The 26,635-nt window shown below is 51.5% G+C and carries 36 protein-coding genes, 1 pseudogene and 1 other annotated feature; of the genes and pseudogenes, 12 read left to right on the top strand and 25 right to left on the bottom strand.

The window, feature by feature from the left end:
- Positions 1-311 precede the first annotated feature (311 nt).
- From dapD to chrA, 8 genes are all read right to left on the bottom strand, one after another.
- Positions 312-1,034, bottom strand: coding sequence for a 2,3,4,5-tetrahydropyridine-2,6-dicarboxylate N-acetyltransferase (dapD, locus tag NK662_RS20430; protein ID WP_254760813.1), 723 nt, complete (start codon positions 1,032-1,034; stop codon positions 312-314).
- Between the two features lie 73 nt (positions 1,035-1,107).
- Complete coding sequence (ccpC, locus tag NK662_RS20425; RefSeq protein ID WP_254760812.1) at positions 1,108-1,974, bottom strand: transcriptional regulator CcpC; 867 nt, start codon at positions 1,972-1,974, stop codon at positions 1,108-1,110.
- Positions 1,975-2,067: 93 nt separating this feature from the next.
- Positions 2,068-2,511, bottom strand: coding sequence for a cyclic-di-AMP-binding protein CbpB (gene cbpB / locus NK662_RS20420; RefSeq protein ID WP_254760811.1), 444 nt, complete (start codon positions 2,509-2,511; stop codon positions 2,068-2,070).
- Between the two features lie 144 nt (positions 2,512-2,655).
- Positions 2,656-2,850 carry an antirepressor AbbA gene (gene abbA, locus NK662_RS20415; RefSeq protein WP_254760810.1) on the bottom strand — a complete coding sequence of 65 codons (195 nt, stop codon included), beginning with the start codon at positions 2,848-2,850 and terminating at the stop codon, positions 2,656-2,658.
- Between the two features lie 85 nt (positions 2,851-2,935).
- Positions 2,936-3,451: a ribonuclease H-like YkuK family protein gene (locus tag NK662_RS20410; RefSeq protein WP_254760809.1), complete on the bottom strand. Its 516-nt coding sequence runs from the start codon at positions 3,449-3,451 to the stop codon at positions 2,936-2,938.
- A gap of 81 nt (positions 3,452-3,532) precedes the next feature.
- Positions 3,533-3,685, bottom strand: a complete 153-nt coding sequence (locus NK662_RS20405) for a hypothetical protein (protein WP_254760821.1) — start codon at positions 3,683-3,685, stop codon at positions 3,533-3,535.
- 94 nt (positions 3,686-3,779) lie between these two features.
- Positions 3,780-4,016 (bottom strand): YkuJ family protein, encoded by a 237-nt coding sequence (locus NK662_RS20400; protein ID WP_254760808.1) that lies wholly within the window; start codon positions 4,014-4,016, stop codon positions 3,780-3,782.
- A gap of 135 nt (positions 4,017-4,151) precedes the next feature.
- A complete protein-coding gene (gene chrA / locus NK662_RS20395; protein ID WP_254760807.1) occupies positions 4,152-5,303 on the bottom strand; it encodes a chromate efflux transporter in 1,152 nt (383 codons plus the stop codon).
- Between the two features lie 110 nt (positions 5,304-5,413).
- Here chrA and NK662_RS20390 point away from each other — a divergent pair, with 110 nt between their 5' ends.
- Positions 5,414-5,653 carry a glutaredoxin domain-containing protein gene (locus tag NK662_RS20390; RefSeq protein ID WP_254760819.1) on the top strand — a complete coding sequence of 80 codons (240 nt, stop codon included), beginning with the start codon at positions 5,414-5,416 and terminating at the stop codon, positions 5,651-5,653.
- Positions 5,654-5,845: 192 nt separating this feature from the next.
- Here NK662_RS20390 and NK662_RS20385 read toward each other — a convergent pair whose 3' ends face one another.
- The 4 genes from NK662_RS20385 to fadH form a co-directional block, all read right to left on the bottom strand.
- A complete protein-coding gene (locus tag NK662_RS20385) occupies positions 5,846-6,328 on the bottom strand; it encodes a DUF3993 domain-containing protein (protein ID WP_254760806.1) in 483 nt (160 codons plus the stop codon).
- A gap of 252 nt (positions 6,329-6,580) precedes the next feature.
- Positions 6,581-7,795 (bottom strand): EAL domain-containing protein, encoded by a 1,215-nt coding sequence (locus NK662_RS20380; RefSeq protein ID WP_254760818.1) that lies wholly within the window; start codon positions 7,793-7,795, stop codon positions 6,581-6,583.
- A 72-nt stretch (positions 7,796-7,867) separates the two neighbouring features.
- Complete coding sequence (locus NK662_RS20375; protein ID WP_254760805.1) at positions 7,868-8,014, bottom strand: hypothetical protein; 147 nt, start codon at positions 8,012-8,014, stop codon at positions 7,868-7,870.
- A 94-nt stretch (positions 8,015-8,108) separates the two neighbouring features.
- Positions 8,109-8,873 (bottom strand): 2,4-dienoyl-CoA reductase, encoded by a 765-nt coding sequence (fadH, locus tag NK662_RS20370; protein ID WP_254760804.1) that lies wholly within the window; start codon positions 8,871-8,873, stop codon positions 8,109-8,111.
- 197 nt (positions 8,874-9,070) lie between these two features.
- Here fadH and NK662_RS20365 point away from each other — a divergent pair, with 197 nt between their 5' ends.
- From NK662_RS20365 to NK662_RS20350, 4 genes are all read left to right on the top strand, one after another.
- Entirely contained in the window at positions 9,071-9,931 is an 861-nt protein-coding gene (locus tag NK662_RS20365; protein ID WP_254760803.1) for a metallophosphoesterase, read from the top strand.
- Positions 9,932-10,026: 95 nt separating this feature from the next.
- On the top strand, positions 10,027-10,344 hold the full coding sequence (locus tag NK662_RS20360) for a hypothetical protein (RefSeq protein WP_254760820.1): 318 nt from the start codon (positions 10,027-10,029) through the stop codon (positions 10,342-10,344).
- A 146-nt stretch (positions 10,345-10,490) separates the two neighbouring features.
- Positions 10,491-10,838 carry a hypothetical protein gene (locus NK662_RS20355; protein WP_254760802.1) on the top strand — a complete coding sequence of 116 codons (348 nt, stop codon included), beginning with the start codon at positions 10,491-10,493 and terminating at the stop codon, positions 10,836-10,838.
- Between the two features lie 188 nt (positions 10,839-11,026).
- On the top strand, positions 11,027-11,494 hold the full coding sequence (locus NK662_RS20350) for a YkyB family protein (protein ID WP_254760801.1): 468 nt from the start codon (positions 11,027-11,029) through the stop codon (positions 11,492-11,494).
- A gap of 100 nt (positions 11,495-11,594) precedes the next feature.
- On the opposite strand, the gene NK662_RS20345 is transcribed toward NK662_RS20350, so the two are convergent.
- Together NK662_RS20345 and NK662_RS20340 are read right to left on the bottom strand one after the other, a co-directional pair.
- Positions 11,595-12,245 (bottom strand): YkyA family protein, encoded by a 651-nt coding sequence (locus NK662_RS20345; RefSeq protein ID WP_254760800.1) that lies wholly within the window; start codon positions 12,243-12,245, stop codon positions 11,595-11,597.
- Between the two features lie 18 nt (positions 12,246-12,263).
- Positions 12,264-13,079, bottom strand: coding sequence for a polysaccharide deacetylase family protein (locus NK662_RS20340; protein WP_254760799.1), 816 nt, complete (start codon positions 13,077-13,079; stop codon positions 12,264-12,266).
- Between the two features lie 508 nt (positions 13,080-13,587).
- Here NK662_RS20340 and NK662_RS20335 point away from each other — a divergent pair.
- Entirely contained in the window at positions 13,588-13,818 is a 231-nt protein-coding gene (locus tag NK662_RS20335) for a phage holin (protein ID WP_254760798.1), read from the top strand.
- Between the two features lie 68 nt (positions 13,819-13,886).
- Here NK662_RS20335 and NK662_RS20330 read toward each other — a convergent pair whose 3' ends face one another.
- Positions 13,887-14,423: a hypothetical protein gene (locus NK662_RS20330; protein WP_254760797.1), complete on the bottom strand. Its 537-nt coding sequence runs from the start codon at positions 14,421-14,423 to the stop codon at positions 13,887-13,889.
- A 162-nt stretch (positions 14,424-14,585) separates the two neighbouring features.
- Between NK662_RS20330 and NK662_RS20325 the strand changes: the two genes are divergently transcribed.
- The 4 genes and pseudogenes from NK662_RS20325 (at position 14,586) to NK662_RS20315 (ending at position 16,453) form a co-directional block, all read left to right on the top strand.
- Positions 14,586-14,882, top strand: a complete 297-nt coding sequence (locus NK662_RS20325; RefSeq protein ID WP_254760796.1) for a hypothetical protein — start codon at positions 14,586-14,588, stop codon at positions 14,880-14,882.
- Positions 14,883-15,480: 598 nt separating this feature from the next.
- A pseudogene (locus NK662_RS24385) lies at positions 15,481-15,654 on the top strand (DUF3967 domain-containing protein); the annotation flags it as partial.
- Positions 15,643-16,047 carry a DUF3967 domain-containing protein gene (locus tag NK662_RS24380; RefSeq protein WP_438503646.1) on the top strand — a complete coding sequence of 135 codons (405 nt, stop codon included), beginning with the start codon at positions 15,643-15,645 and terminating at the stop codon, positions 16,045-16,047. The pseudogene NK662_RS24385 and the gene NK662_RS24380, both read left to right, overlap by 12 nt.
- Positions 16,048-16,309: 262 nt before the next feature.
- A complete protein-coding gene (locus NK662_RS20315; RefSeq protein WP_254760794.1) occupies positions 16,310-16,453 on the top strand; it encodes a hypothetical protein in 144 nt (47 codons plus the stop codon).
- Positions 16,454-16,482: 29 nt separating this feature from the next.
- Here the strand turns inward: NK662_RS20315 and NK662_RS20310 are convergent, their stop codons facing one another.
- Entirely contained in the window at positions 16,483-17,472 is a 990-nt protein-coding gene (locus tag NK662_RS20310; protein ID WP_254760793.1) for an HD domain-containing protein, read from the bottom strand.
- 93 nt (positions 17,473-17,565) lie between these two features.
- Positions 17,566-18,540, bottom strand: a complete 975-nt coding sequence (gene corA / locus NK662_RS20305; RefSeq protein ID WP_254760792.1) for a magnesium/cobalt transporter CorA — start codon at positions 18,538-18,540, stop codon at positions 17,566-17,568.
- Between the two features lie 177 nt (positions 18,541-18,717).
- On the opposite strand from corA, the gene NK662_RS20300 reads away from it, so the two are divergent.
- On the top strand, positions 18,718-19,872 hold the full coding sequence (locus NK662_RS20300) for an aminotransferase A (protein WP_254760791.1): 1,155 nt from the start codon (positions 18,718-18,720) through the stop codon (positions 19,870-19,872).
- A 46-nt stretch (positions 19,873-19,918) separates the two neighbouring features.
- Here the strand turns inward: NK662_RS20300 and brnQ are convergent, their stop codons facing one another.
- From brnQ to NK662_RS20285, 3 genes are all read right to left on the bottom strand, one after another.
- Entirely contained in the window at positions 19,919-21,244 is a 1,326-nt protein-coding gene (gene brnQ, locus NK662_RS20295) for a branched-chain amino acid transport system II carrier protein (protein ID WP_438503645.1), read from the bottom strand.
- A 36-nt stretch (positions 21,245-21,280) separates the two neighbouring features.
- Positions 21,281-21,514, bottom strand: a binding site (T-box leader).
- A 119-nt stretch (positions 21,515-21,633) separates the two neighbouring features.
- Complete coding sequence (locus NK662_RS20290; protein WP_254760789.1) at positions 21,634-21,867, bottom strand: hypothetical protein; 234 nt, start codon at positions 21,865-21,867, stop codon at positions 21,634-21,636.
- Between the two features lie 374 nt (positions 21,868-22,241).
- Entirely contained in the window at positions 22,242-22,697 is a 456-nt protein-coding gene (locus NK662_RS20285) for an RDD family protein (RefSeq protein ID WP_254760788.1), read from the bottom strand.
- Between the two features lie 144 nt (positions 22,698-22,841).
- Between NK662_RS20285 and NK662_RS20280 the strand changes: the two genes are divergently transcribed.
- Complete coding sequence (locus NK662_RS20280) at positions 22,842-23,243, top strand: DUF3997 domain-containing protein (RefSeq protein ID WP_254760787.1); 402 nt, start codon at positions 22,842-22,844, stop codon at positions 23,241-23,243.
- 10 nt (positions 23,244-23,253) lie between these two features.
- Here NK662_RS20280 and NK662_RS20275 read toward each other — a convergent pair whose 3' ends face one another.
- From NK662_RS20275 to NK662_RS20255, 5 genes are all read right to left on the bottom strand, one after another.
- Positions 23,254-23,520, bottom strand: a complete 267-nt coding sequence (locus NK662_RS20275; RefSeq protein WP_254760786.1) for a hypothetical protein — start codon at positions 23,518-23,520, stop codon at positions 23,254-23,256.
- Between the two features lie 73 nt (positions 23,521-23,593).
- Positions 23,594-23,944 carry a hypothetical protein gene (locus tag NK662_RS20270; RefSeq protein ID WP_254760785.1) on the bottom strand — a complete coding sequence of 117 codons (351 nt, stop codon included), beginning with the start codon at positions 23,942-23,944 and terminating at the stop codon, positions 23,594-23,596.
- A 72-nt stretch (positions 23,945-24,016) separates the two neighbouring features.
- On the bottom strand, positions 24,017-24,772 hold the full coding sequence (locus NK662_RS20265; RefSeq protein WP_254760784.1) for a class I SAM-dependent methyltransferase: 756 nt from the start codon (positions 24,770-24,772) through the stop codon (positions 24,017-24,019).
- A gap of 217 nt (positions 24,773-24,989) precedes the next feature.
- On the bottom strand, positions 24,990-25,964 hold the full coding sequence (locus tag NK662_RS20260; RefSeq protein WP_254760783.1) for a phosphotransferase enzyme family protein: 975 nt from the start codon (positions 25,962-25,964) through the stop codon (positions 24,990-24,992).
- 18 nt (positions 25,965-25,982) lie between these two features.
- The gene (locus NK662_RS20255) at positions 25,983-26,570 is read right to left on the bottom strand and encodes an NUDIX hydrolase (RefSeq protein WP_254760782.1); all 588 of its coding nucleotides are present in this window, start codon (positions 26,568-26,570) and stop codon (positions 25,983-25,985) included.
- Positions 26,571-26,635: the final 65 nt, after the last annotated feature.

The following is a 26,635-nucleotide window of genomic DNA, read 5'->3' as shown; positions in this document are numbered from 1 at the left end:
AAAAAGCGCCTTTGAACGGCCAGAACCTCCCTTCTGTGAGCCGGGCAAGCCCTCTCCGCTTTTCTTTATGTCCAGCTGTGAGGGCTGGCTCACTGTCAGGGAGAACCTGTCCGCATAAAAGGCAAAAAGCGCCTTTGAACGGCCAGAACCTCCCTTCTGTGAGCCGGGCAAGCCCTCTCCGCTTTTCTTTATGTCCAGCTGCAGCAGCCAGCCATCTGCCAGGGAGAACCCATCCCTATCAAAGGCAAAAAAGCGCCTTTGAAGGGCTGGAACCTCCCTTCGGATGGCTGATCGGGCTGCTTCCGCTTTTCTTACTGCTCAGGGTTCAGCTGGCGCAGCTCTTGCTTGATTTCTGTCTTTGCTTTTGTCTTTTCGTCAATTTTTTTAATGACACGTGCAGGCACACCCGCCACAACTGTGTAAGGAGGCACGTCCTCCGTTACAATCGCACCGGCTGCAACAACAGCACCCTTGCCTACGCGTACGCCTTCCAATACGACTGCGTTGGCGCCGACAACAACGTCGTCTTCCACGATAACCGGCAGTGCGGAAGGCGGCTCGATTACACCGGCAAGCACGGAGCCTGCGCCGATGTGGCAGTTCTTGCCGACTGTCGCGCGGCCGCCAAGCACTACGTTCATATCAATCATTGTGCCTTCGCCAATGGATGCACCAATGTTGATGGATGCGCCCATCATGATCACAGCATTGTCGCCGATTTCCACTTGGTCGCGGATGATTGCGCCCGGCTCAATGCGTGCTTTAATGCCCTTCAGGTCAAGCAATGGAATCGCAGAGTTGCGGCGGTCGTTTTCTACTACATAATCCGTAATAGCCTCGCTGTTTGCATCCAGCACAGCCTTCACTTGTGTCCATTCGCCGAACAGCACACCTGTCTTTTCTTCAGTGAATGCTTGGACTGTTTCCGGGAATTCCACGTTCCCCAGGTTTCCTTTTATGTATACCTTCACTGGTGTTTTCTTTTCGCTCTTTTGAATAAAAGCAATGATTTCGTTAGCGTCCATCATCTTCATGCAAATGTCCTCCTTAAGAAATATACTATATGCTACTGTACCAAACGAATGCTCATAGAGCAAGAACGAACCTTCATTTTTGCACAAAATTCCGAACAAGCTCGGCAAAAGCCGACACCTGCTTTAATTTCAGCGACGCTTCATTCGCAAGCATCCACGTTTCCCTTGTCAGCTGCTTGCCACCGGCTGTCAGTGACAGCTTATGCACATTCTCCGCTCCTTGCAGCACAGTGGCCGGCAGGATCGCATAGCCGATGCCGTTTTGGACCATCTGTTTGCAGGTTTCAATCTGATCCACTACAATGGTGCGCTGCGGCGGCTGCGCAAACATTTCATGCCACCAGTTCTGAATTTGCACATAATACGTGGAGTCGCTTTTGAATTGGATGAACGGCTTATTTGTCTGCTCCAGCATCGACAGATCGCTGATTTCTGTATCCGCCAAATACAGCTGCTCGGTAAACAAGTGGACTTTCTTGCCCGGATACTCGTGCGAGCCCCTGACGATGGCAATATGGACATCTCCTTCATAGAACGCCTTCAGCACTTCACTGCTCCAGCCGGTGAATAAGGAAATCTGCACGAGCGGATAGGACTCCACAAACGACTTCAGCAGGGCCGGCAGCCAATATTGGCCAATCAGCGAAGCCACGGCGATTTTTAGGGTACCATGTGTCTTTGTCTGCAGCGATGTCAGCTCGTTCCGCAGGCTCTCCTCCTGCCGCAGCATTTCAGCCGCATATGCCGCCACCTTTTCTCCCTCAGGTGTGATCGTCAATCCCTTTTGCGAACGGATGAACAGCTGTGTGCCCCACTGCTTCTCCAGCGACTGCAGCCGCTGGCTGAGCGCCGGCTGCGATACAAACAGCCGCTCTGCCGCCTTGCGCATGTTCAGCTCCTGCGACAGCACCGACAGCACCCGAAAATCATCTAACTGCATGTGTAACCCTCCAATGTCTCCATCTCTCTATCTCCATCCAATAAAAAAAGAAGGTTCCCCAAGGTGCCCGGACTGCGGCACCTTGCCCCCCTCCTACCGATTATATCGCCGAATTTGCTTGTTCAACAGCTTCAAAATCGCGCGCCGCGTTAAAATACCTTCGAATGACCCCTCTGTATTCTCCACACAAACAAAAGGATGATTGATCACCATATCAAGTCCCTGGGCAAAGGTGTCATCGAGCTGCAAGCGCGGAATATCGGCATTCATCACCTCTTCCACCTTCATGTGCTCCAGCCGCTCAAATTCAATCCGTTCCAGACCAAGAATCCGGTCCAGGATCATCGCATTGCTGATCAGGCCGCGCAGCTTGTAGGACGGATCCAGCACCGGTATGGACGAATAGCCGGACTTGACCAGCACAAGCAATGCATGCTCCAGACTGTTCCCTACCTGTACATGAGCCACCTTTTCCGATGAAATGAGCAAATCCTTGACGAAAATATGCTTGAATTCTTCTGTCGGAAGACTGATCATTGGCGTTCCCCCATTTACGAGTTTTCCAGCTGTCTGATTTTGACAGCGTTTACAATTACTTAATATATCGAAAATCATGCATTTTGTTCCATTTTCCTCCTCTATTGTAGCACGAAAGCGAAAAAAATGACTACCAAACGGCAGTCATTGATCGGCATCCCGGAGCCGATGAAATAAATCTGTTACTCTTGTATAGTGAGCAGCATCAGCTGCCTTTAACCCGCTTTCAATATCTGCCAGCTCACAGGCAAGCACCTCACTGGCATACTTTTGCTGAAACAACACATGCAGTAAAAGCGATTGATCTTCCTCGGTCAAATACACCTTGCTTTGTCTCATACTTGTCTCTCCCCCTATACAAAGGTTCACATATCCATTATATAAAAGATTGCGTCCCTTTAATAGAACGAAAAGTGAAAATTTTCTATTTTGTATAGCGGTTTGCGTAGCTGAAGGCAGCATAGGCTTCTGGCTTGATGCGTGCTGTCAGGCCCATGGCATGAATCCGCGCTGTCATTTCCTGAATGAAATCCTTTGTCAGCCCGCTTCGGCCGATATCCAGATGAATTTCCATCAGCAGGGATGCTCCCTCATCACGGTACGGATATACGATCTCAAGCATGTCGCCCATATGCTCCGCTGTGAACAGATAAGCAACCTCCTGGCTGTAATAGGTTTCCAGCATAATTTTCTCACGCAAGCTGTTCAGCGGTCTATGTATCGTTTGCTGGCGCAGGCAGCCCCAAGCCCCTTTGCCAACCCGGTGCAGATGCACAGCAGTGACAAATCTTGTTTCTGCCTGGTGTACCTGTGAATCTGTACCGATGGAAAGCCTGTATACATTTCTCGGATCAGCCCTCATAAACTCGCAAATCTTACGAAACACGTCTTGAAACATCATCCGCCGCTCGGACAAGTTGTAAAAGCAGTATGCTTCCATGCAAGCCACGTCCCTTCTCAAGACAAACTCCGGCACTTCCATTGTATGGCGCGGCTTGCGTGGATATGTTCATTTTCTCATTCATCCTTTGCTTGTCTTGATGTTGCGCAGCATGTAGCCGCAGGACGGGCAGGTGTAAATCACGTTCTGATTCGCCTGCGCGGTCAGCACATCCTCCATTTCTGCCGCCTGCTTGCACTGTGGACAGACAACATCAGGCATTCCCATTTGCATAGCACTCACCTCCTATCTTCAGTGTCAGAGAAGAAAGCAGGAATTATACGAAAAAAGCAGCACCCGCATCGGGCACTGCTTTTATATGTATGAATCAGGAAATCATATCGTAGATCTCGATTGCCACCATATCAATGTTATCAAACTGATAGGTTTGCGGCTTTTCGCCCGGCTGATATACCTCTAATTCGTACGTATCGCTTTTGTCAAAATACTTTACGCTGCATTTCCGTTCGCCATTCACCTCAAAGTAGCGCTGCGCCACTTCACCGTTCGCTGCTTGCTCTTTCAGGCTGACAAGGCGGGTTAAAATTCCTTGGAGCAGAGACATGAAATCTCCCCTTTCTCTAATCTTCTGCAGATAGTGTTTGCAGTCACGCCTGTTCTATCCGCAGGTACAGAAAATTACCTCAATCACTAGGATAACGGTTGCCGGCAAGAAACTCAACTCATTTGTCGAAAAAAGTTACAAAATGACAAGGCCGATACCGACGGCTGCCAGCACCACAAGCCAGGGCGGCTGCCGCCAAATGACGAGCAAAGCAAAATATGCCAGAGCCAATACTGCATCCAAAGCGGAGCGGACAGAGCTTGTGAAAATCGGGTCATACAGCGCCGCCAGCAGGATTCCTATCACCCCCGCATTTACGCCCAGCAGCGCCGGCCGCATGATGCGATGCTGCCGCAGTGTCTGCCAAAATGGCAGGCCGCCAATGATGAGCAGAAAGCCCGGCAGAAACATGCCAATGGTTGCGACAGCCGCACCGGCTGCCCCCTTTGTCACCCCGCCGATATAGCTGGCAAAGGTGAACAGCGGCCCCGGCACAGCCTGGGCGGCCCCGTAGCCAGCAAGAAACATTCCCTTGCCCATCATGCCGGTATCCACAAGCTGCGGCTCCAAAAGCGGCAGCACGACGTGGCCGCCGCCAAACACAAGCGAACCTGTGCGGTACATCATATCAAACAATGCCAGCCATTCCGATGAAGAAACAGCACGCCATGCCGGCAGTGCAACCAGCAGCAGGCCGAACAGGCCGAGAGACAGCAGCCCGGTCCGCTTGGAAACAGGGAAGACAACAGCCTCTGTACTCTCTCCTGCACTTCCCCTGTATACAAGATAACCAATCATACCGCATGCTATAAGTGCGGCAAGCTGCAAATAGGGCGAGGAAATCAGCAGCAAGAGCATGGAAGCCCCAATCAGAAGCGTCTTTCGCGTCCGGTCAGGCGCTAGCTTTTGGCTCATTTCCCACACAGCCTGTGCCACAACTGCCACTGCTACGAGCTTTAAGCTGTGCAGCCAGCCCGCCTCCTCCACTCCCTTGGCCCAGGCGGCGAAGATTACCAGCACGGCTGCTGACGGCAGCGTGAAGCCAAGCCAGGCAAGAATGCCGCCAAGCAGCCCCCCGCGGAGAGTCCCCACTGCAATGCCGACTTGGCTGCTTGAGGGCCCCGGCAAAAAGTTTGCCAATGCCACCAGATCACTGTAGCTTTTTTCATCCAGCCATTTTTTCCGCTCCACATATTCCGCCCGAAAGTAGCCGATGTGCGCAGCCGGTCCCCCGAAGGATGTCAATCCGAGCCGCAGCGCGGTCCAAAAAATTGTCCAGTATTTCATATGCCACCTCTTCTGCCTGAAATGATGAAACCCCTTCATCATTTGTCTATCTCTGCTTTTCATCTTACAATAAGGAGGAACTTGCGCCAAGAGAAAGGGGGAACAACATGCTGAAGAAGGTTGAAGTGTACACACAGCCGGACTGCCCGCCTTGCAGCATCGTGAAACAAATGCTGCAGCATTACAGCGTGGCATTCACAGAATATAACATCCAGGAGGATTTTAAAGCGCGGGATCGGCTCGTATACGATTACAATGCTTACTCCACTCCGACGGTGGTTGTGGACGGTGTCGCAGTCGTCGGTTTCGATCCGGAAAAGCTGCAGGAGCTGCTGGGGATTCAGGAATAAAAGAAAGCGCCCCTTTTGCCGGGAAGAGAAGGTGTTCCAGGCGAAAGGGGCGCTTTCACATGCTCGGCCGGAAATGGTTCCACCCGCAAGGCGCATGCGGAATTTCATATGATGTACGCTTTTCTGCCGTGTATAACTTCAAAGAAAAGAGACTGCCATAGCAGTCCCGCCACCTTTCCCCTGTCTACATCCTTACTTGACCTGCTCAGCCTTCTGAATTTCCGGCAGGAGCTCATCCGATACATGATAAGCAGCCATTTTCCATGTGCCGCCGGATTGCTGCATCGTCACAATCTCATAGCCATCCTTGCCCTTTTCATACACATAGAGCAAGCTATGCTGCTTATGATAGGCAAGCTTCGTTTGCTCACTAAATGAAAACGGGGGCTTTTGCGGCAGCAGGTAGCCTCCTCCGCCCTTCGCGTCCCCCTCATTTTCATCTGTAAATACCTGCAGAAAATTATCGGTAAAATACGGGGCAAGCTGCTTCGCCATCTTGTCCACAGACATCTTTTTTCCATGCAGGGAGGCCTGCATCGCATATCCCTTCTGAATGACAGCAAATATACTCTCACGCTTTATTTCAGGCTGATCCTTGCCAAATGCTGCCACACTCTGGCTGATAATCAGCACAAGCAGCACACAAATTCCGATCCACGCGCCGTACTTTCGCATATTCAAACCTCCTCACGCTTGTCCTGCCTTCATTGTAACAAGGCGAAATGCCGAGCAGTACATGTTTCATTCGCAAAAACCCCCCAGCATCCTACAGCATTTTTTGCCGATATATAGCAGGATTTCCGGCATCGTGGGGAGATAAACAAAACCACAACATATTTTGTAGGACAAAACAGCTCCGGCATTTGAGGCCGACGGTCTCAACAAAAAAAGAGAGAGTACCAGACTCCCCCGGTACTCTCTTTCGTGCTACAGCAGCACATCCCGCTCATATAAGAATTCATAGGCCAAATCAATGAACACATACCGGTCAGCCGCGATGGGAAATGAAAAGGTGCGGATCATTTCCCCGGTCTCGATATCAGCATACAAATCCGACAGCCGCCCCTTTTGTTCAAAGCGCATCTGCATGATGTTCGCCAAAAAGTAAGGGCGCCAGCTCCAGTTCTTCTGCATATATTCAGGCATCAGCACCCAGCTCCCGCCTTGCCGCATCGCGTTGGCTGTCTGCTGAAATCCGTCCTCATCACATATATACAGCCGGAAGCTGCAATCTGCCAAATCCCGGCCCGCCGCCAAAAGCCACTGATCCAGCTGATCCATCCTGTGCTTGGCAAGAATGTGGCTTATTCGGCTGCGCAGCTCCACGGTCAAGTCATACACCTTATGGAGCCTTTTCTTCTCATGAAGGATAAACTCATGGCACTCTCTCCGCAGCCGCTCCTTCAGCAGATCCCGCGGCAGCAAATCCGGGCGAAACTCCTGCAGATAGTCTCCCTGATAATAGCGGCCGCCATTCCGCCATGCGTATTGCAGCTGATAGAACGCATCAATATCTTCATAGAGCAGTGTTGCCCCGGTCCGTCTTGCCATGAGGGACAATGAGTATAAAATGTCCTGGTAAGACTGCAGCATGGCTGTCTGGCGCATGTTGCCAAGCTCAATTTTTAAAATATCCGGCGCCAGCAGACTGAGCCGCTCCAGGTTGCTTCTGCCGATGCCAACCTTGTTGATTGCCAACTGCAGGCCATATGTACGGTAGTATACAAGCAGATGATTCAGCTGGTCCGGATTTCCTGTGAAATCATGCTCTGTAATTTCAAGCACAATGCAGCTGAGCTTGAGCCCCTTCTTTTCATATGCGAACAGCAGCTGCAAGAAGCTGTCCTCCTGATCGCGCATGAGCAGATTTGCATTGCGGTGGATGAACAACAAATGAGCCTGGTCCGTTTCCAGCATCCGCTGCAAAGCTTGCTCAAGGATGAGATTGTCCACCTCCAAGCGGTATTCATCCGGAACGGCTTCATCCCGGAAGAAGGATACGAGACTTTCCGCACCTGCCCCCAAGTCAATGCGGCCCGTAACCTCATAACCGACAATCGTGTGCTCGTCGGCACTGAAAATTGCCTGATAGTACGGCCGCACCCGTTCCAAATTCGCCATTATGTCCAAAGCATCCAACAAAGTCACCCCCGCCCCATTTTCAAAGATTATACCATGGGGCTTCCCTGTCCATGTACTATTTTTTCCTTGCCCTTACACAGATTCCATCCATTCCAGCATGCACGCCGCGACTTGCCCAGGCGCATCCCAGTGCAAACAGACCATTGTCGGTTCTTCTGCTGCCGGCTGTTCCAAGCCTGTATATACGTATCCGTCTATTACTTGATTAAATCTGCGCAACTGGATCTCCCCTTCCCGGCAAAAGGGATGGTCCGGACCTTCCGGACCATCCCTTTTTCATTTCATGAACTGCATATAGAAGATTCAGATCTTATCAGAATGGATGCTGATTTAAATGCTGGCCGCCATCCATGGTAAAGCAGGCGCCGTTAATATAACCGGCCTCTTCAGAGAACAGGTAGAAGGCCAAGCCGGCAATTTCCTCAGGTGTGCCGAGACGGCCAAGCGGCACACTTTGAAGCGTGCGCTGCGCAGCCTCCTCAGATACCCAAAGGCGGTCTGCGCCGCCGGTCCGTTCAATTGGGCCGGGCGCGACAGCATTGGCGCGGATGCCATACTTTCGGCCCCACTCCACTGCCAATGTCCGGGTCATCGCCAGAACACCGGCCTTCGCTGCCGCAGAATGAATGACCCCAGGGCCGGCATCCCAGGCATATGTAGCGATCATATTCAAAATACTTCCCTTGATCCCTTTTTCAATCCAGTACTTGCCGACCGCACTGGTGCAATAGAACGTGCCGTTTAATACAATATTAATAACAGCATTCCAGCCGTTCACGGACAGCTCCTCAGCCGGACAAATGAAATTGCCTGCGGCATTGTTAACCAGGAAATCGATTCTGCCAAACGCAGCATCAGCCTCCTGTACAAGCCGCCCGGAATCCTCCGGCCGGCGCACATCCATCTGCACACAGAGGACCTGATCGTCAAATGTCTCAATTTCCCGTTTGGCCTCCTCGAGCTTTTCCACTGTTCGTCCCGCAATCACCACATATGCGCCTTCCTTGGCAAAGCGTGCTGCCATTGCTTTCCCCATGCCGCTGGAGCCGCCGGTTACAATCGCAACCTTCCCCTTCATCTCCCAACCCCCTCAAAAATGAATACACATTCATTTTACCATATTTCACCTGATTTGTCGCTGACCATTCAAAATTCTCTAAATTGTGGAAGTTCCCCTCTCCTCTCATATCTGCAGGACAAACATGATATAATGAAGCATGCCTATACATAATCACACGGGAAAGGAGGGACAGGCGTGCCCGGCATGCCTCTTACATGATCACAAGAAGGCAATTCTTAAAACGCGCCTGGCGCGGTTCCTTATATACGCTGCTGACAACCGGCATCGGCTATTACTATGCCCGTTATATAGAGCCGAAGCTGCTGGGGATATCCAAGCACACTGTCCGTTCTCCCCTGATTCCAAAGAGCTTTGCCGGCATCAAAATTGTACAGTTCAGCGACCTGCATCTCGGCTATCATTATTCCATCGGACAGCTGCGCCGTGTGGTGGATACAATTAACGCCCAATCTCCTGACGTTGTTTTCTTTACCGGCGATTTAATGGATGACCAACGCAGCTTCGGCAGCACGGAGGAAATCTGGCAGCTCCTGAAGCGCATTCAGGCACCACTTGGAAAATATTGCATTTACGGCAACCATGATCATGGAGGCTATGGAACAGAATTATATAAAACCTTAATGACACGCGCCGATTTTCGGCTGCTGCAAAACGAAGAAGCCCGGATCCGCCTTCTTGATGGAAGCGAAATTGCCGTGCTTGGTCTCGATGATATGATGCTGGGGCATCCGGAGCCTGAAAAGACAGCTCAGTTGGCCCATCCGGATGTATTCACCATTCTGCTGGCACATGAACCTGACGTGGCACCGCGTATTGCCGATTATCCGGTGAATTTGCAGCTGTCCGGCCACAGCCACGGCGGGCAAGTAAAGCTTCCTTTCTTTGGGCCGGTCATCACACCGCCTTTGGCGCGCATCTATACCGAAGGCTTTTATACCATAACAGGCGCCTACAAGCTGACGCTGTTCGTCAGCCGCGGCCTCGGCATGACGCGTGTTCCCTTCCGCTTCTTGTCGCGTCCGGAAATTGTTGTATTTACGATGCACAGAGAGTAGCATTCGCCCATTTTCAACAGGTTTCTCCGCTGTACTGGCTCATGGTGCGGGACCGCTCCATAGGATACTATGAGTATAACTAAGGAGGTTTTACCATGTATCCTTACTATCAGCCTGTTGAATCGTTCCGCTCGGCACCGGTGCCCGTTCAAGGCGACTCCCGCTTCTTTCCGCTCGGCGTGCCGCTCTTGGCAGGCTTGGCAGGCGGGCTCCTCGGAGGCGCTTTGTTCGCTCCAAGACCGTTCTATGGCTACGGCTATGGCTATGGCTACGGTCCTGGTTTTGGCGGCGGCTTTGGTCCCGGCTTCGGCGGCGGCTTCGGTCCCGGCTTCGGCGGTGGCTTTGGCGGCGGTGGCTTTGGCGGCGGTGGCTTTGGCGGCGGCGGCGGCTTCGGCCCTGGATTTTTCTACTGATATGGCAAACCCACAAGCTATAAGGCCACTTCCCTTGCGGAAATGGTCTTTCTTTGTCAGAACCTCGTCAAGTTCCAAATCGGGAAGGATAGCAGAAAAATCCCGTAGAATGTACCTATATCCATAACAAAAAGGAGGGGGCGGCTGTGACAAAGCAAACATTGGCTTTGCTGCTTTTCTGGAGTATGATTTTAACCTTGGCCACGCCATTGCTGACGGAAGCAACAATTGAACATGCAGGCAGTTGGCTGCAGCTGCGCTTTGGCTATCCCTTTCCCTTTATTGAGCAAACCATGAATCCTGCAGCTTCCGTTCCATCCTACTACTGGGGCATTGTACATTCGGGGCAACCCCCTGCCCGGCTGCTGCTCGCTCCGTTTGTTCTCTCTCTCTGCTGCATGTTCCTCATCCTGACTTCCCTGTCCGGCTGCTGGCTTGAGCTGCGGAGATTCAAGCAAAAGCATCAGGAATCCTCCCGCGAGAAGGTGGAATGACAGTTTGAACAGCCATCACCTTCATGCCGGCTGCTCTATTCACATGGAGCTGCTTCGCCTGATTTCGAACGGTTCTTTCCTTCCTGATTTAAAATGGGAGGAAGATTGCTATCCTGCTGCCAAAAGGTATAGAATATTGCCAAAGAATAGCAAGCATGTTACTGTGAAAGTGGAAAGGAGTGAAGATGATGAAACAGAATTCATCCCATACCAAGGGAGGTTCTCCTGCTCTTGAGCAGCTGGCGCAGGCTGTGTTCGTGGTGAACAGCCATGCAAAATCAGCGCCTGACCCGAAATATTTGTACTGGCTCAAGCGCCGCACCCTGGAAAAGCTGATTGCTGAAGGCCAAGCCAAGAAGGAAGGACTGCACTTTTCCCGCAATCCGCGTCTCAGCAAGCAACAATCCGATGTGCTGGTGAAAGCAGGAAGCTACTATTTTCATCTTCCACCCGCTAAGGAAGACTTTCAAACCTTGCCGCACTTAGGCGAACTGAATGACACATATCGCAATCCGAAGCCAACGCTCTCCTTGTCTGCCGCCAAGCGTCTTCTGCAGCAATATATCGGCCCGGAGGCAATGGAAGAGGCGAACAAAGCCAAGCAAACCACACCTTGGTACAAGCAAAGTACGTATATGCCAAACCGCCGGCGCTAACAGCCGCTCCTTCCCGACTGTCGCCCCCGCACAAGGAACAGGTCCCTCGGCCTGCAAAAAAAGGTTTCTGCAAGCAAACAGCTGCTTGAAGAAACCTTTTTTATTCTTTGATTTTCAGGCCGGCTGTCCGGTAGAAAGCAACCTTTTCCCGATTGTAATTCTTTGTATGCTCATTGAATGCCGTGCGTTCGTCCGCAACCTGCTTGTTCAGTTCATTCACTGCCTTCACCTGATCGCTGATGGCTTTCAGGGAAACCTGCTTTTCCTGCAGCATCGTATACAGCTGTCTTTCTGCCCCCAACAGCTGTATATAGCTGCTTCGCATCTTTTGAAACGCGTCATATCTGGATGTATACAACGCCTCAACCTTAGCTGCCTGCTTTTTCAGAGAATCATCCTTCAGCTGCTTCTCCTTGCCTGCTGCAGCTTTCATCTCCTGCCGGGCTGCTTCGAGGAGCTTCTGCTCTTCCCCCAACAGCGTTTCCCGCTCCTGTACGTCCTTCAGCGCCTGTTGAATCGATTGCCCGGCTGCCGCACTGTCCTCCTTGCCATCCTGCAGGATTTTATCGTACAGCTCATAGGTGTGCTTTTCCAGCTTTTCCAGCTGCGTTGCCTTTTCGGGCAAGCTTTGCTCCTTCTTGACGGCTCCCTCAAAGATCGTGTACAGCTCCTCCTCCGGCTTTGGGCCGAAGCAGCCGCTTAACAGACCTGCTGTTAAGAGCAAAAGTATCGCCTGCCGTTTCTGTCTCACCAAAATCTCCCCTTACCTTTACAGTCTTTCATCATGCCAAAAATTAATGGGCACGTGGGCTGCTTCATCATATACCTCAAACTCGTAGCCTTTTTTGCGCAGTTCATCAATGATCGGCTGCAGCGCCTGCACGGACTGAGGCTTCTCGTGGAGCAGAATGACTTCCCGATTCCTGGTCGAAGCAGCCACTACATTTTGGATTACAGCCCCTGGGTTGCCCGGCAGCTTCCAGTCCAAGGAATCCACCGTCCAATCCCATTCTCTGAGGCCCGCATCTGCCATTTGCTTCCGCAATGCCTCTGTCAAACCAGGCATGCTGCCATATGGACACCTTGTCAAGTGCACCTGCATCCCCGTGACCTGTTGGACAATTCCTTGCACCTGCTGCATTTCTGCGACAATTTGGCCCTCTGTATACAGCTTCTTATAGTTATGCGTCATGCTGTGCAGTCCCGGATAGTGGCCTGCCTTTACCAGACGCTTCACGCTCTTTTCGTATACCGGAATATTCGTGCCAATCATAAAAAAGGTTGCTTTAATGCTGTTTTGCTCCAAGATATCCAGAATTTTTTCTTGGTATGGGCTCGGGCCGTCATCAAAGGTTAAGTACACAACCTTTCGCACATGGCCGCCATATCGTTCAGGCGCGCTCATTTTCAATTCCCCCTGCGGCTGCTCCCCTGCCAGAAACACAGTGTTCACCCGACCGGAAGCAGCCTTCGCCGACTGCAGACTGCTCCATAGCGCTGCAGATATGGCAATAGCGGCAATAACTCCCACTGCCAAAAGCCTGCGCTTCGTCTTCTTTCGATTAGAGCGCTGTAATCCCCTCATTTCTATCAATCCCTTCTGCAGCCTCTTCCTACGTATACAGCAAATAAATGGTGCAGAGCCGTACTGCTCCGCACCCATTTTTTCCTTTTTTTGTGTATCTCCATTACATTATATTAGCAGTTGAGATATTTTTGAAGAGTCTCATAATAGGATTCTAGAAAAAATTACCGCCTTATGCGCCTTGCCGCCGCTAGTACATCCGTTCCGAAGCTGCAGCCGCTGTTATATGCCCCAAAAGATGCTTCCCCAGCCTGTAGCGGTCAGCAGTACTTATCACATGCCGATGCTCTTCTCAGCACATAGACGCTGATCCCCCGCTTCCCCATGTTTTTTAGAATAATCCCCTATCTAGTAATATGGTATGCCCGTTAACTAGGGATGCTTGTGTATGCAGCAGAATTGCAAAAAATGATGCTGCAGCTGACTGCGAAACCAGTGTCTTTTCTTATCATGCTTCATATTGTATATAGAAGAGATAGAAACAAGCCTCCGAGAAAGGAGGGATTTCATGAGCTTTAAGGATTATCCGGATATTGTCCGCTACTTTGCCGGCTTTCTTCTTTCGTTGAAGCTGCTGCTGGAATCATTCGGCTTTACTTTCATTACCAATGAGCAAATTGATTCCATTGTGAATATCGCAGCCTTCCTCTTCATTCTCTACTTCGGCTTCAAGAATAACTACATTACGAAGAAAGGAAAAGAGCAGAAGGAGCTGCTGAAGAAGCACGGACTATTCTAGCAAGGCCGGGAAGCAGAAAAAAGAGGACAGCCTTCCGTCCCCTCATTGGCAATGCCCGAAGCGGCGCTTCATTCATGTCCGCTCATAGCATCTTTTTGATACAATACTGCACCCGCAGCTTCCTGTGGACCATACCTGTTGCCGCCTTGCCAATATGTATAGGCTGCGCCTAATGGAACTGTGTGCTGCGGGTTTTCTTTTTGTACATACAAATGCAAGCTTATTTTCGCCGCAGCCTGCGGCGCCAATGAGGGAACCTTCCAGCGCAGCAGCCGGAACAGAAGCTTTGCGTCTCCCTGATCGGCGCGCAGCGTGTCCGGCACATAGGAAAGGTGATCGCGGAGCATATGGCTGACAGATATGTCCGCAGCTTCTTCTCTGCCCCTGTTTACGGCATGCAGTTCCATAACGATACAATCTCCCGGCCGGCAAACCAGCTGGCTTTGGGCAGCCTGCTCATTCTGATGGCGTACCAGGAGGAATACAGTGACAGTTTCTTCCGGCATCATTTGCTCCACCCCGCTTCTCGCTGCATTATATACCAAACGCTCATGCTTCGTTTCATCTGCGCCTGTTCGCGAAATGCCGGCACAAACTCCTACCATAATTTTATGACAATACCCTGAATAAAAGAAACCATAGCCGGCAAAAAGCTGCAGTGTTTAGAAGGAATGCGTGCATTTTCGCTGGATCCTTTCCATTTCAGGGTTTTGCTGGCTGCCGCTGTTGTTTGCTACACTGCAGAAAATGAATCAGGAGGGATTTCCGTGAATGAGGCAATTAAGCAGTATGGATACTATGTACAGCTGATCCAGCCGCGCCCGCGGCAGGTCATCATGATGCTGCGCCTTCGCAGCTTCATTGCCGGCATTGCTTGGGGGGAACCCCAGCAGAAGGAGCTTCGCAACTACGATCGTCTGCTGCTGCACAATGCCAGACAGCTCCAGCAAGGGCTTTCCTGCTCCCTCTCCAAGGCATACCCAGCCACTCATTGGTGGTGGCAGCTCGGGCAGCTTGCGGACTGTTCCCTGTATGTTGACCTCTCTGCGCCCACCGCCTCTTGAAGGCTGCTCTGTTTTTCGCGGCTGTCCGCTCCTGCAAGCGTGCGGCCTCTCCCCCCCTTTCCCGAAAATCTAACATTTCTCACACTCCTCCCTCCCGGTTTTTAGCCGTTTTCCCCGATAGCTGTAGAAAACTTCCAAGTTTCCGACATTCTTTTTCAAAGGAAGAGTACTCCCAAGCATGGAAATTGTAAATACGATAAATTTTTGGGAGGATTTAGTCATGACAGGAACATTCAAAACAAAAGATGTCACCAACAAAACAGGGATTCCCCGAAATCTCGTTCGCACATATAGCCAGACGCTGGAGCAGCACGGATACTCCATCAGCCGAATGGGGACAGATCGTGTCTTCAAGCTGGAGGATTTGCGCTTGCTGAAAGCCATTCATGAGCGCGTGCAATCCCTGCACGAGGATGTCACAGAGGTGGTGCAGTATCTGCTGCAGGAACAGCAGCCGAAGGAGAACAAGCCTGTGCAGCAGCTGCAGGCTGCCGAAGCCCCGGCGCCGCTTCGCGCTGTTGCTCCTGCAGCCGTTGTGGCTTCCATTGCTCCGCCGGCCCTGCAGGAGGATGTCACGGTCACCATCCGGGAGCAAAGCAAGCGGTTCGAGGAGTTCATGAGCAAGCTCGACAACCTGGCTCAGCTGAATGAAGCCATTATCCATCAAAACTCCACGCTCATCTCTCAAAATCGCCAAAAGGACGAAAAGCTGGATGAGCTGATGCATCATGTCTACGTCAAGGAATCGAAGCAGACCGATATGCTGCAGGATGTTTTGACGACGGTGAATAAGACGGACCAGAAGCAGGACGAGAAGCTGAACCAGGTTATGAGCCAGATCAGCAAAAAGGATGCGAAGCAGGAGGAAAAGCTCGGCAAGCTGCTGCAGCACATGCATAACCAGGATGTGAAGCAGGACGAGAAAATGGGCAAAATCATCAATCAGGTTTGCTCCCAGGAAGCCAAGCAGGACGAGCGGATGAACAATCTCATTAACCATGTCTACACAAAGGAATCCAGCCGTGATGAACAGCTCATGCGCCTCGTGCGTGAAATCCAGGAAACCAAACGCATGGTAGCCGCTGCGCAGGAGGGCGGCTTGCTCAAGACGCTGCGCGGCATGTTCGGCCGGACAAAGCCAAGCAAAGCCGACAGCCACTCCTAAACCAAACCAGCAGCCCGCAGGAACCTCCCTGCGGGTTTTCTTGATTTGCCTTGTGGACAAAGCGAAGTGGCAGTTGTGCATCATGTTGTGAAGAGCGGGCTCCTCATCAGAGCCGTACACGCCTGCCGATACGTATTGCAAATTCCCAGCAGCCCTTTGTGATAAATGTTACAATTTACCAAACAACTGGAAAATGGGGTATCTTATCTCCTGCTATGGCAGTACAATAAAAACGGAAATAAGGAAACGGAGGATGAGAGCCATGACACTCATTATGGTAAAGGAAGAAACATTCACTGTACTCGAGCATGTTGCGCAGGATGTGGCACAAAGAATGAAGCAGCAGGCTGACGCTGCCTTTCTTTGGCCGGAAGATGAAGAAATCGACTGGGACTACGGCTACTAAGAAAAGCGAAAAAGCCGTGACCTTTCGCGTCACGGCTTTTTCTCTATGTCATACGATATATAGTATGATTTTTGCAGCGCCCGTACCTGCTCCAGCTTGCACACCGCTTCTGCGCTCCACAACGTAATTTCCTTCCCGCCCACCAGCACCTCTTTATCGTACACCTTCTTCACATCCACCTGCAGGGCTCCTTCTCTCGCTTCTTCAGAAATAGCAATGCGGTGCGGTTCCCAAAGAATCACATTTACGAGTTCACTGACATAAGGACATTCACTCGTCTGCAGATGATAGAGAAGCTCATAGTTTGTCAGCGGTTCAATGAACGACAGCTCCACCTCGTGATAACGGGCGTATGCAAGCACTGCCTGCGATAATAAGCCGTCGATGGCAATGGCATGCGGGTTCAGGAATGAAACATGGTCGGCCACCATGGCGTCAAGAATATGCAAGCCTGTCTCAAGGTCTGTTTCAATATAATTGCCGTTGAAACGAACGGCATCCAGCAATTCCCCCGGCTTCTTCGTTGTACTGCCGACCAAGTAAGCATCGCGCAGGAAGCTGTCAAAGTGGTCCGTCCCCAGAAATTTCGTTTGATTCGTCAGCGGCGTGTCACTGTTTAGAAGCGCAATTATGCGTTCCCCGTTGTATCCATATTTTCGCAGAATCCGATTTACTTCGCCCTCGCGGATCATGCGTTCTGTATTGGCATGATGATTGAAGCCGAGTGTTTTTTCCACCGCATGTGAAAATGGCAGATGGCCGATATCATGCAGCAGAGCGGCAAGCCGCAATTCCTTGTCCTGCGGAAAGAAACGGGCGATAATGGACCAAACCCCAATTGTATGATCTAAGCGGGAGTGCATAATGGATGAATACAGAGAGGCTGTACCGTAATGGCTGAGAAACTTCAGCCGCCGCAGCGTCTTGGACTGAAACAGCTCCATCTCATGCGGCAATGCTTTCACTTCGTGCCGATACAACGGGTCATATACCAAGTCCTTGCAAAAGGTTTGTTGCATCCCTTCACCACCGTTTTCCAAGAGATTATCATCATACTTATGATAGGTTTGGTATTATATTCACTTCTTTACAGAAACGTTAGGGAAATTTATCTATTTTTTATCAAACCAGCCTTTTTTCCTAAACCACCTGTACATAAAGAAGGAAATTCCAGCCATAATCCCCATGATGATAAAATAGCCGAAGCGCCATCCAATTTCCGGCATATACCGGAAGTTCATCCCGTACACCCCAACGATAAAAGTAAGCGGCATAAAAATGGTGGAAACAATGGTCAGCTTTTTCATAATGTCATTGGCAAAGTCACTGGAAATGGACATATAGCTGTCGCGGATATCCGAGACCAAATTCCGGCTGGATTCCACCTCCTCCACGAGCTTGACCAGATGCTCATAAATTTCTGTAAAGCGCTTCTCCCGATGCAGCTCTTCGTCCTCAAACCGCTCAAACCGGTGGGAATGAATAATACGGTACAGCAAATCGCGCATCGGGACGAGGAAACGCCGGATGCGGGCCAAATCGGACCGGATTTGAAACAGCTCCGTCAGCGAGTTTTTCGCACCCTCCACACTAATATCATCGTCCATCTCATTTAATCGGTCTTCAATCCGGTACAGCGGAGGGAAATACTGGTCCACAATCTGGTCAAAAATATAATACAGCGTATAGAGAGGGCCCTTTGCCATATCTTCATTCGGGTTCTGCCGCAGACTCCGCATGACCCGCTCCACAGCCGGGTTTTTGGTTTGGTGAAAGGTGACAAGGTAGTTCTTGTTAATAAATATATTGACCTCCTTTGGCGCCAAATCCTCCTCGGAAATTGCGTTGGCGACAATCAGGTAATAGGAGTCGAAAATGCGCAGCTGCGGGCGTTCCCCTTCAACCAGGCAAGCCTGCACTGCCGTCTCATCAAACCGGAACTTCTCCTGCAGCACCCGCTGCCATTCCTCCGTTGTCGCCTCCTGAAGGTCCACCCAATACCATGTTGTTTCTTGTAATAGATTGACCTCCTCAAGCGGCACATCCGCCTTCACTTGCCCGCCGGCTATAGCGCAAATAGAAATCAAGCCGTCCCCTCCCCTTCTCTTATACTCTTATTTGTAATATACGAGATGATCCGTCTGCCTCCTGCCTGCCTGCATTTTTCTGCAAAACTTTTCCTTTGCCGCAAACTTCCCAAACAAATTGCGGGGAATTGTGGTAAAATAGAAAAAAATTTTGTAGCGGACAGAGAGGATATCAATATGGAACATCTACTAAATTCACGGGTAAAGGACATTCAAATTTCCGGCATCCGCCAATTCTTCAACCTCATTCAGCAATATGACAATCTTGTCTCTCTTACCATCGGCCAGCCCGATTTTCCGACTCCCTCCTTCGTGAAGGAGGCCGGAAAGCGGGCGATTTCGGAAAATATGACAGGCTACACCCACAACGCCGGACTGCTCGAGCTGCGCCAGGCTGCTGTTGCGTTTGTACAGGAGCGTTACGGGATGGCATACGATGCGGCAAGCGAAATCATTGTCACATCCGGTGCCAGCGAAGCCATTGATGTTGCGTTCCGGACCATTCTCGAGGAAGGCTGCGAAGTCATTCTGCCCGCCCCGGTGTATCCGGGCTATGAGCCCATCATCCGGCTTTGCGGAGCGGTGCCTGTCTTTGTCGATGTCCGGGAAACCGGCTTCCGTCTCACAGCCGAAGCGCTGCAGCAGCATATTACAGATAAGACACGGTGTGTCGTGCTGCCCTATCCGTCCAACCCGACCGGCGTCACGTTAAGCGCCGAAGAACTGGCAGATATTGCGGCTGTGCTGGCTGATCGAGACATCTTCGTCCTGTCAGATGAAATTTACAGCGAGCTTGTGTACGATGGCGCCCACCGTTCCATCTCCACATTTCCGGGGATGCGCGATAAAACCATTGTGATTAACGGCTTATCGAAATCCCATTCCATGACAGGCTGGCGAATCGGCTTCTTGTTTGCTCCGGGCTTTATCACAAAGGAAATGCTGAAGGTGCACCAGTACAACGTCACCTGCGCCACTTCCATCTCGCAGTACGCCGGCATTGAGGCGCTTACGAATGCGAAGGAAGCACCTCGTATGATGCGGCATCAGTATAAAAAGCGCCGGGACTATGTCTATCACCGCCTGACCAGCATGGGGCTGACAGTAGAACAGCCATCCGGCGCGTTCTACCTCTTCCCCTACATCGGCCAGTTCGGCATGTCCTCCTTTGACTTTGCCATGAAGCTCGTCGAGGAAGCGGGACTTGCTCTCGTGCCGGGCACTGCATTTTCCGAATACGGGGAAGGCTATGTCCGCCTCTCTTATGCCTACAGCCTTGAAATGCTGAAGGAAGGCTGCGACCGCCTGGAGTCATTCTTAAATAGCCTGTAAGAAAGAAAAGCGTACATCCGGCTGATGTACGCTTTTCTACTATTTATTATGCTGCCTTGCGCTGCGGCTCTTCCCTTTTTCCTCCAAAAGCTTTCTCGCACACCAATCCGAGCAGGGCGCCTGCGGCGGCAGGCGTTACCCATCCCAATCCATATGCGGCAAACGGCAGCAGACTGGCCGCCTTCTGTAAAACAGGCAGGTGCAGGCCGAGCATGCCAAGCCCATCATACAGGGCGGAAAGCCCTGTCAGCAGCATGGCGCTGCCGTACACCATCCGTGATACAGGCAGGAAGGAAAGCAGCACCAGCACAATGGTTAACGGATATGCCATGACCAGGAACGGCACAGAAATGGAAATGATTTGATTCAGTCCAAGGTTCGCAACCAGGAAGCTCAGCAGAGTCAGGCTGTATGCCATCGTCCGGTAGCTCACTTTCCCCGTCAGTTTTACAAAGTATTGGCTGCAGGCAATCGTCAGTCCAACACATGTGGTAAAGCAAGCCAGCGTGAAGATGAAGCCAAGCAGCACCGTCCCGTTCCTTCCGAACAAGTGAGACGCCGCGCCGGCCAACAGCGCTGTCCCATTCTCAGCAGGCGCCTGCAGCACAGTGTGCGCGCCAAGCCAGCCAATGCCGATGTATACGGCGGCAAGAGCAGCCCCCGCAACAAGGCCGGCCTGCAGGGTGAACTTTGTCAGCTCGCGGCGCCCTTGCACGCCCTTTTGTGATAACGTCGTTAAGATGACAATGCCAAATGCCAAGGCAGCCAAAGCATCCATCGTAGAATACCCATCAATGAAGCCTCGCAGGAGCGGGGCAGCGGCGTATGCATCTGCCGGCTCCTGCAAGCTGTTCTGGTCCTGCAGTGCACCAAAAGCACAGAGCACCACAATAGCCAGCAGCAGTGCCGGTGTAATCCATTTCCCCATATAATCCACCATCTTAACCGGGTTGAGGCTGACAAAGAGCACCAGCGCAAAAAAGACAACTGTAAACAGCAGCAGCGGCCATGGGCTCCCCGCGGCCCCGGAGCCGAGCAGCGGCTTCAGCCCCATTTCAAACGCCACATTCGCATTCCGCGGAATACCAAAGAACGGGCCGATGGACACATACACAACAATGGTGAACACCAAGCCGAATATTGGATGAACCCGGTTTCCAAGAGACTGGGCCCCATCACGCGCCGCGGCAGCCGCAGCGAGCACCAGGAGCGGCAGACCAACCCCTGTCAGAATGAACCCGGTGATGGCAGGCCAAAAGGCATGTCCTGCCTGCATCCCGAGAAACGGAGGGAAAATCAGGTTTCCAGCTCCAAAAAACATGGAAAACAACATCAAACCTACAAGCAGCGTATCTTTCTTCTTCACTTTCATCACCCCTATGTAAATATAAAAAAGCCCGCCCCTATGGTTAGGGACGAGCTTGCTCGCGATACCACCCTACTTCCGCACAAGCGTGCGGCTCTCGACTTACGTACAATCATACGCGGTCCGGCTAACGGCGGACAATCCGGCACAGCTTACTCTCTTCGGCTGCACGTCTCGGAGATGATCTTCCAGTATGGCTGCTTCATCGGCTCTCAGCAAACGCCGACTCTCTGTGGAACCAGTTCCATCCTGTACTCTTCTCGTCATCAACTTTTTTAAAATTATGAAATTAAGAATAGCAAGATAGTATTCAGGTGTCAACCATATATGCCAGAAAAATAAAAAAAGGACAGGAATTTCCTGCCCTTTCATTTTGTAACCGCTTACAGTTTGATTTAGAACTTGCCGCGGGATTTCCATGCACTGCGCAGCAGGAAGAAGCCAAAGTAGGCAACGGCAAAGCCACCGATAAGCGTGATGGCGTACTTCAAGAAATGGATGAATCCATCCAGCGCGTCAAAGGAGAAATAATGGAAAAGTGCTGTAAGAGATGCATCAAGCGTACCAGCCACCATTGTCCAGAGGAAGCCTGTCAGCACTGCAAAAAACAGTTTCATTGTATTGTCCATTCAATTCACCTCCCTTTGAGGTGTTCTGCTTTCACTAGCATTGTATGCACTTGACAGCTGCGTTGTTAGTCCCTTTTTGCAAAATGGGCGGGGAGGCTTGCCCCTCTTCCACAATACCTCGCATGATACAGCATAATGAAAAACAAAAAAAGAGACACGCGAGTGCTGCGTGCCTATCAATGGAGGGTACTCATATAGGAGATGCCAGTCCTATATAACTCCCATTATAACAATTTTCTTTATCGAATTTTGTAAAAATTCGAAGTTTCCAAAAATTTTTTTATTCATTTTCTTTCAATTCCAATCAAAAACAACCACACTTTTGTAAAACATGGTCGAAATGCCACGAAAATTCACCTTGGGCACACATAATATTATCCCAAGCCCGCAACCTTTGTCCGGGCCAAGAGATCGTGGTAGCCCCGATTGTCACGGCGAAACAGCATCATATAAATGGCTGCAATGGCAGGGATGCCGAGCAGGAGCACATTGGGCACCACCAACACCAAAAAACGCAGCACAAGGGTTCCAAGTCCCGGCGGCTTGCCGTCCACGGTCACCAGTCTTGTCCGGGTCAGGCGCTTGCCGACTGTAGCCCCTTCCCAAAGCAGCGGCAACCCGATGAAATACAGTGCCATCAAGCCAAGCACAAGCAGGATATCATACAATGAACTTCCTGTGCTGACATTGAAGCGGTTTAACATAGCAGTATAATTCCCGGTCACTGCCCCAACGATCAAGCCGTATGCAACCGAAATCAGAAACAAATCCATAACTGCCGCACCGGTACGATTGAGGACAGCCAAGGGATGATGGAGTATAATCTTCATAATGGGGTACATCCTTTCTATTCAAGCCTCGCTCCCCATAGTATCATGCGGCTGCCTTTTGCAGCAACCTGTGATGCAAAGTAAAGGATAGATTAAGAAAACTATGGCATAATAGAAAAAGATGCGTAAAAGGAGGTTCTTGTCATGTTAAAACGACTCATGCTGCCGGTATTGCTTGTGCTTTTAACAGGCTGTTCCTCAGCTATATCCGAATACAAACTTGGGAGCGACTATATGCTGCGCCAGGCATCCATTGTGCCGCAGATGGACGCATTGCATGCCTCCCAGCTCATTCCTTCCACTGTTACGGAAGTGGCCTGGGATGACAATTATATTTTGGCAAAGCAGCAGTTGGCGGATGAAAACTCTGCCAATCCGGATGCTTCTCTCAACAAAGCCAAGCGTGAGCAATACTGGATTATAGATATCCGCCACGACAAACGGTATGGCCCCTATAATGAAAAGCAGTTTGAAGAACAAAAGAAAGAGTTTAACATTACGGAGGCTCTGCAGCTCCAAAGCATCAGCACATACACAAAAAGCTGAAACGCGTGTTTCAGCTTTTTTCATTCCGGGATTGCATCCAGGCCGGTATACCAAAGCTTGCAAAAGCGGTGGCCAGCAGCACGATGGCCCAGTCTTTTGCATCATCGCGCAATTGTCCTCCTATGGCAGCACCGAGCACAAAACAGTAGGCTCCTCCGAACGCATACAGAATGGAAGGCACGTAGGGCAAAATGGGGTTGCCCGGAAACACCTTCCACAGCATATAGCTGACGAGACACGACGTACAGAGAATCAGCAGCACAAGCACGCCAAACATGACCCGGGCCCTCCTCTTTTTCTGTTAGTATCCCGCTTTTGCCGCGCCAGCCTTCTCCCAATTACAGGAAGCATCAGGTTGGCGGCGGAAACAAAACTGTATACATGAAGCTGCCGAAATAGACACAGCCGGCAATCAGCAGCGCATCCTTGCCAAGCATTGCATATACAGCGGGCGGCTGCCATTCCCCGCCCAGCTCCCACAGCTGCCAACAGAAGGCTGCTGCGAGGACACCGATGCATACCAGCCACCCCCTGCCGGGCAGACGATAGCCCAGATACATCCCGAAACCGAACAAACTTGCCACATAGAGCCAGGGCACGAGCAGCTCCGCTCCCCCGGCTGCCACGGATAACACAAGGGTCCAAAATGCGTTCAACGTCAGAACGCTGACGGCTCCACAGACGGCTGCGAGCACTTTCACGCAGCCTCCTCCTTTCCAATTGCCTGTACTACTATATGCGACAAGCTTCGGAAAGTTGAATGCGCCAGCCCTCTACCGCTCGGATTTTAGAAAGAAGCGGTGCATCCGCACCTCAATGTATCCTTTCTGCTCTATAAGCTGATGCAGCTCATACAGCGCCGCTTCATATGCTTCAATCGTGAAATCCGGCACCTGCCATGGAATTGCTTTTAGATAATATACAAGCGCGCCGACATCATAAAAGCGCTGATAGGGAAACGCCTCCTGCTGCTCCAGGATGCGGAACCCGGCTTCGGCCAGCTCTGCCGCCGCATGGGCCAAGTCCCAATGTGTGTACGGGCCGCTTCCCGCCCATAGCAGTTCATTCAAATCCGCCAAGTGAAGACCGCCCACCTGCTGGGTGATGAACCGGCCTCCCGGCTGCAGAATCCGTTTCAGTTCAGAAACCGCATATGCCTCATGCCGGTTGATTACAAGGTCGAACTCGCTGTCAAAGAAGGGCAGCTCATAGTCATTCTCAATCTGCTGCACCACTACACCCAGCGGCTCAAGCCGGCGGCGGGCCACCTCCACATTCGGCGGATATGCTTCGGTTGCGGCTGTATAGAGCGGCAATGGCGCCAGCCGCGACAGAAATTCGCCGCCGCCCGTCCCCATATCCAGCATGGCTTTGGACCTCTTCATTTCCCTCATGGCCTGTACCGCATACGACCATGGCAGCGGCTCTGTTGCCATCCGGCCCGTATCCGCGATATAAGAAAAATCCCAGCCGCCAAATGAGGCATCGGCCTGCTTCAGCAGATGCTGAAACCACGTATCTCCCTTCATACCCATTCCTCCATTTCCCCCGGCACAACCTATGCCTGTTTCTTCCATTTTACCACCATGTCTGCTGCTTGCGGCAAAAAAAGAAGCGGCTCCGCAGCCTACGGACAAGTGCCGCCCACTCCTTTTTTGCAAAATCGACACTGTAAAAAGAATCATGCTTCAGGAGCGTGCTTGTGATATCAAAATGAAAGAGCACCCATACGGATGCCCTTTTGTTTTACACATACAGATGTGCCCATTCGGCAAAATTCATGGATACACACGAGACGCCGCATACAATATTGCTGCGCATCTGCCGCAAATATGCCTGCTCCTCTTCACTCATCTTCTGCACATCCCGCTTGCCGTGCAAATATACGTAGATGCACAGCTCCCGCAAGCGGATGAACAGCGGCAGCTGCCGAACCCAGAATGCCTCCAAGACATGCTCCTGCCGGTAGCCATCCAGAAAATGCCCGGCAAACTGCTCCAAGGTATAAGACGGCGCTGCGAGCGGCAGAATCCACGAAGCGGCCCGGATTGAGTTGCCGATATCATAGGCAAACCAATGATACTGGCACTCATCGAAATCAAACGGGTGAATCCTTCCCTCATACAAAAAGAAATTGCCGTCCTCAAAATCAGAGTGGACCATACCGAAGGAGCTGCGGTTCTGCGGCAAGGCGTGAAGCTCCTCCAGCAGCTGCCGCTGACAGGCAATCAGCTCCGGATCATGCGCCAGCACCTCATGAATGGCTGCCACGTTGTACTCTTCTGTCCAATGCGGGCGGCGGCTGTCAAACTCGTACAGAGCAGCAGCACGGTGCATCGCTCCAATGGTCCGGCCCCATTCCCGAAACAGCTCTTCTCCCCATTCATGCAGCTGTGGGTGCTGGCCCGGCGCCCGTTCAAACGCTGTAATCAGGAAAGCCCCCAGCTGTTCCACTGTCTGTCCGTGGATGGAAACCAACGGCGCCGACACAGGAACGCCGGCGGCTCCAAGGTGCTGAATCCAGTCCATTTCCCCCTGTATTTGCGCTTCACTGCGGTGCGAGCTGTGCGTCACCCGCAAAATCAAATTTTGTTCTTCTCTTCTTCCGCTGTACACAAAGCTTTCAGACGTGCTGATCAGCTCCAGGCTGCTTGCTTGAAACAGCGCTGCGGCCTGCTTCAGCTGATCCTGCTCCCATAGTTCATAGATAAATGCTTCCACTGTTCCATCCTATCCCCCTTATAATTGCCGCGCTTGCTGCAGCACAAATCGATAGTACGCTTGCTCATGCGGGCAAAACTCCTCTGCTCCGACGACAGCAGAAACAGCTCCCGCCTCACCCAGCAGCACCGGCACGGCTTGGGCCCCGCGAAGCAGGCTTTCCAGCGAGGACAGCGGCATTTTCATCATCCGCTCCACCTCTTCACCCGGCGCAAAGGACGGCTGTTCATTCACCATATGGAAATAGACATGGAAAAACTCCCGGTCTATAAAGCCCGGACTCTCATAGACTCCTTTATAATAGCCTGCGTATGTCAGTTCTTTAAGCTCCAGCCGAATGCCGAGTTCCTCTTCCAATTCCCGCAGCCCCGCCGCTTCCCGCTCTTCTCCGTGCGCAATATGGCCCGCGGCTGTAATATCATACAAGCCGGGAAAATCCTTTTTGTTGAAAGCACGTTGCTGGAAGTACAAATATGTATCATCGCTTTTTTCAACGAACCAGCAGTGAAAGGTTTCATGCCAGTCGCCGTCCCGGTGCACCTCATCCCGCAGCTTCGGCCCGAGCGGCTCCCGCTGTTCGTTGACCACTGTCAGCCATTCCTTCATTCCCTCAGCCCCCCTTCGCCTCATTATATCGCAGTTCCCCTGCAGGCAGTAGGAAATTTTCGGAA

The sequence above is a fragment of the Ectobacillus ponti genome (genome assembly GCF_024294785.1).
In the GTDB taxonomy this organism is placed as follows: domain Bacteria; phylum Bacillota; class Bacilli; order Bacillales; family Bacillaceae_G; genus Ectobacillus; species Ectobacillus ponti.
This window is presented reverse-complemented; position numbering and strand designations above follow the sequence as displayed.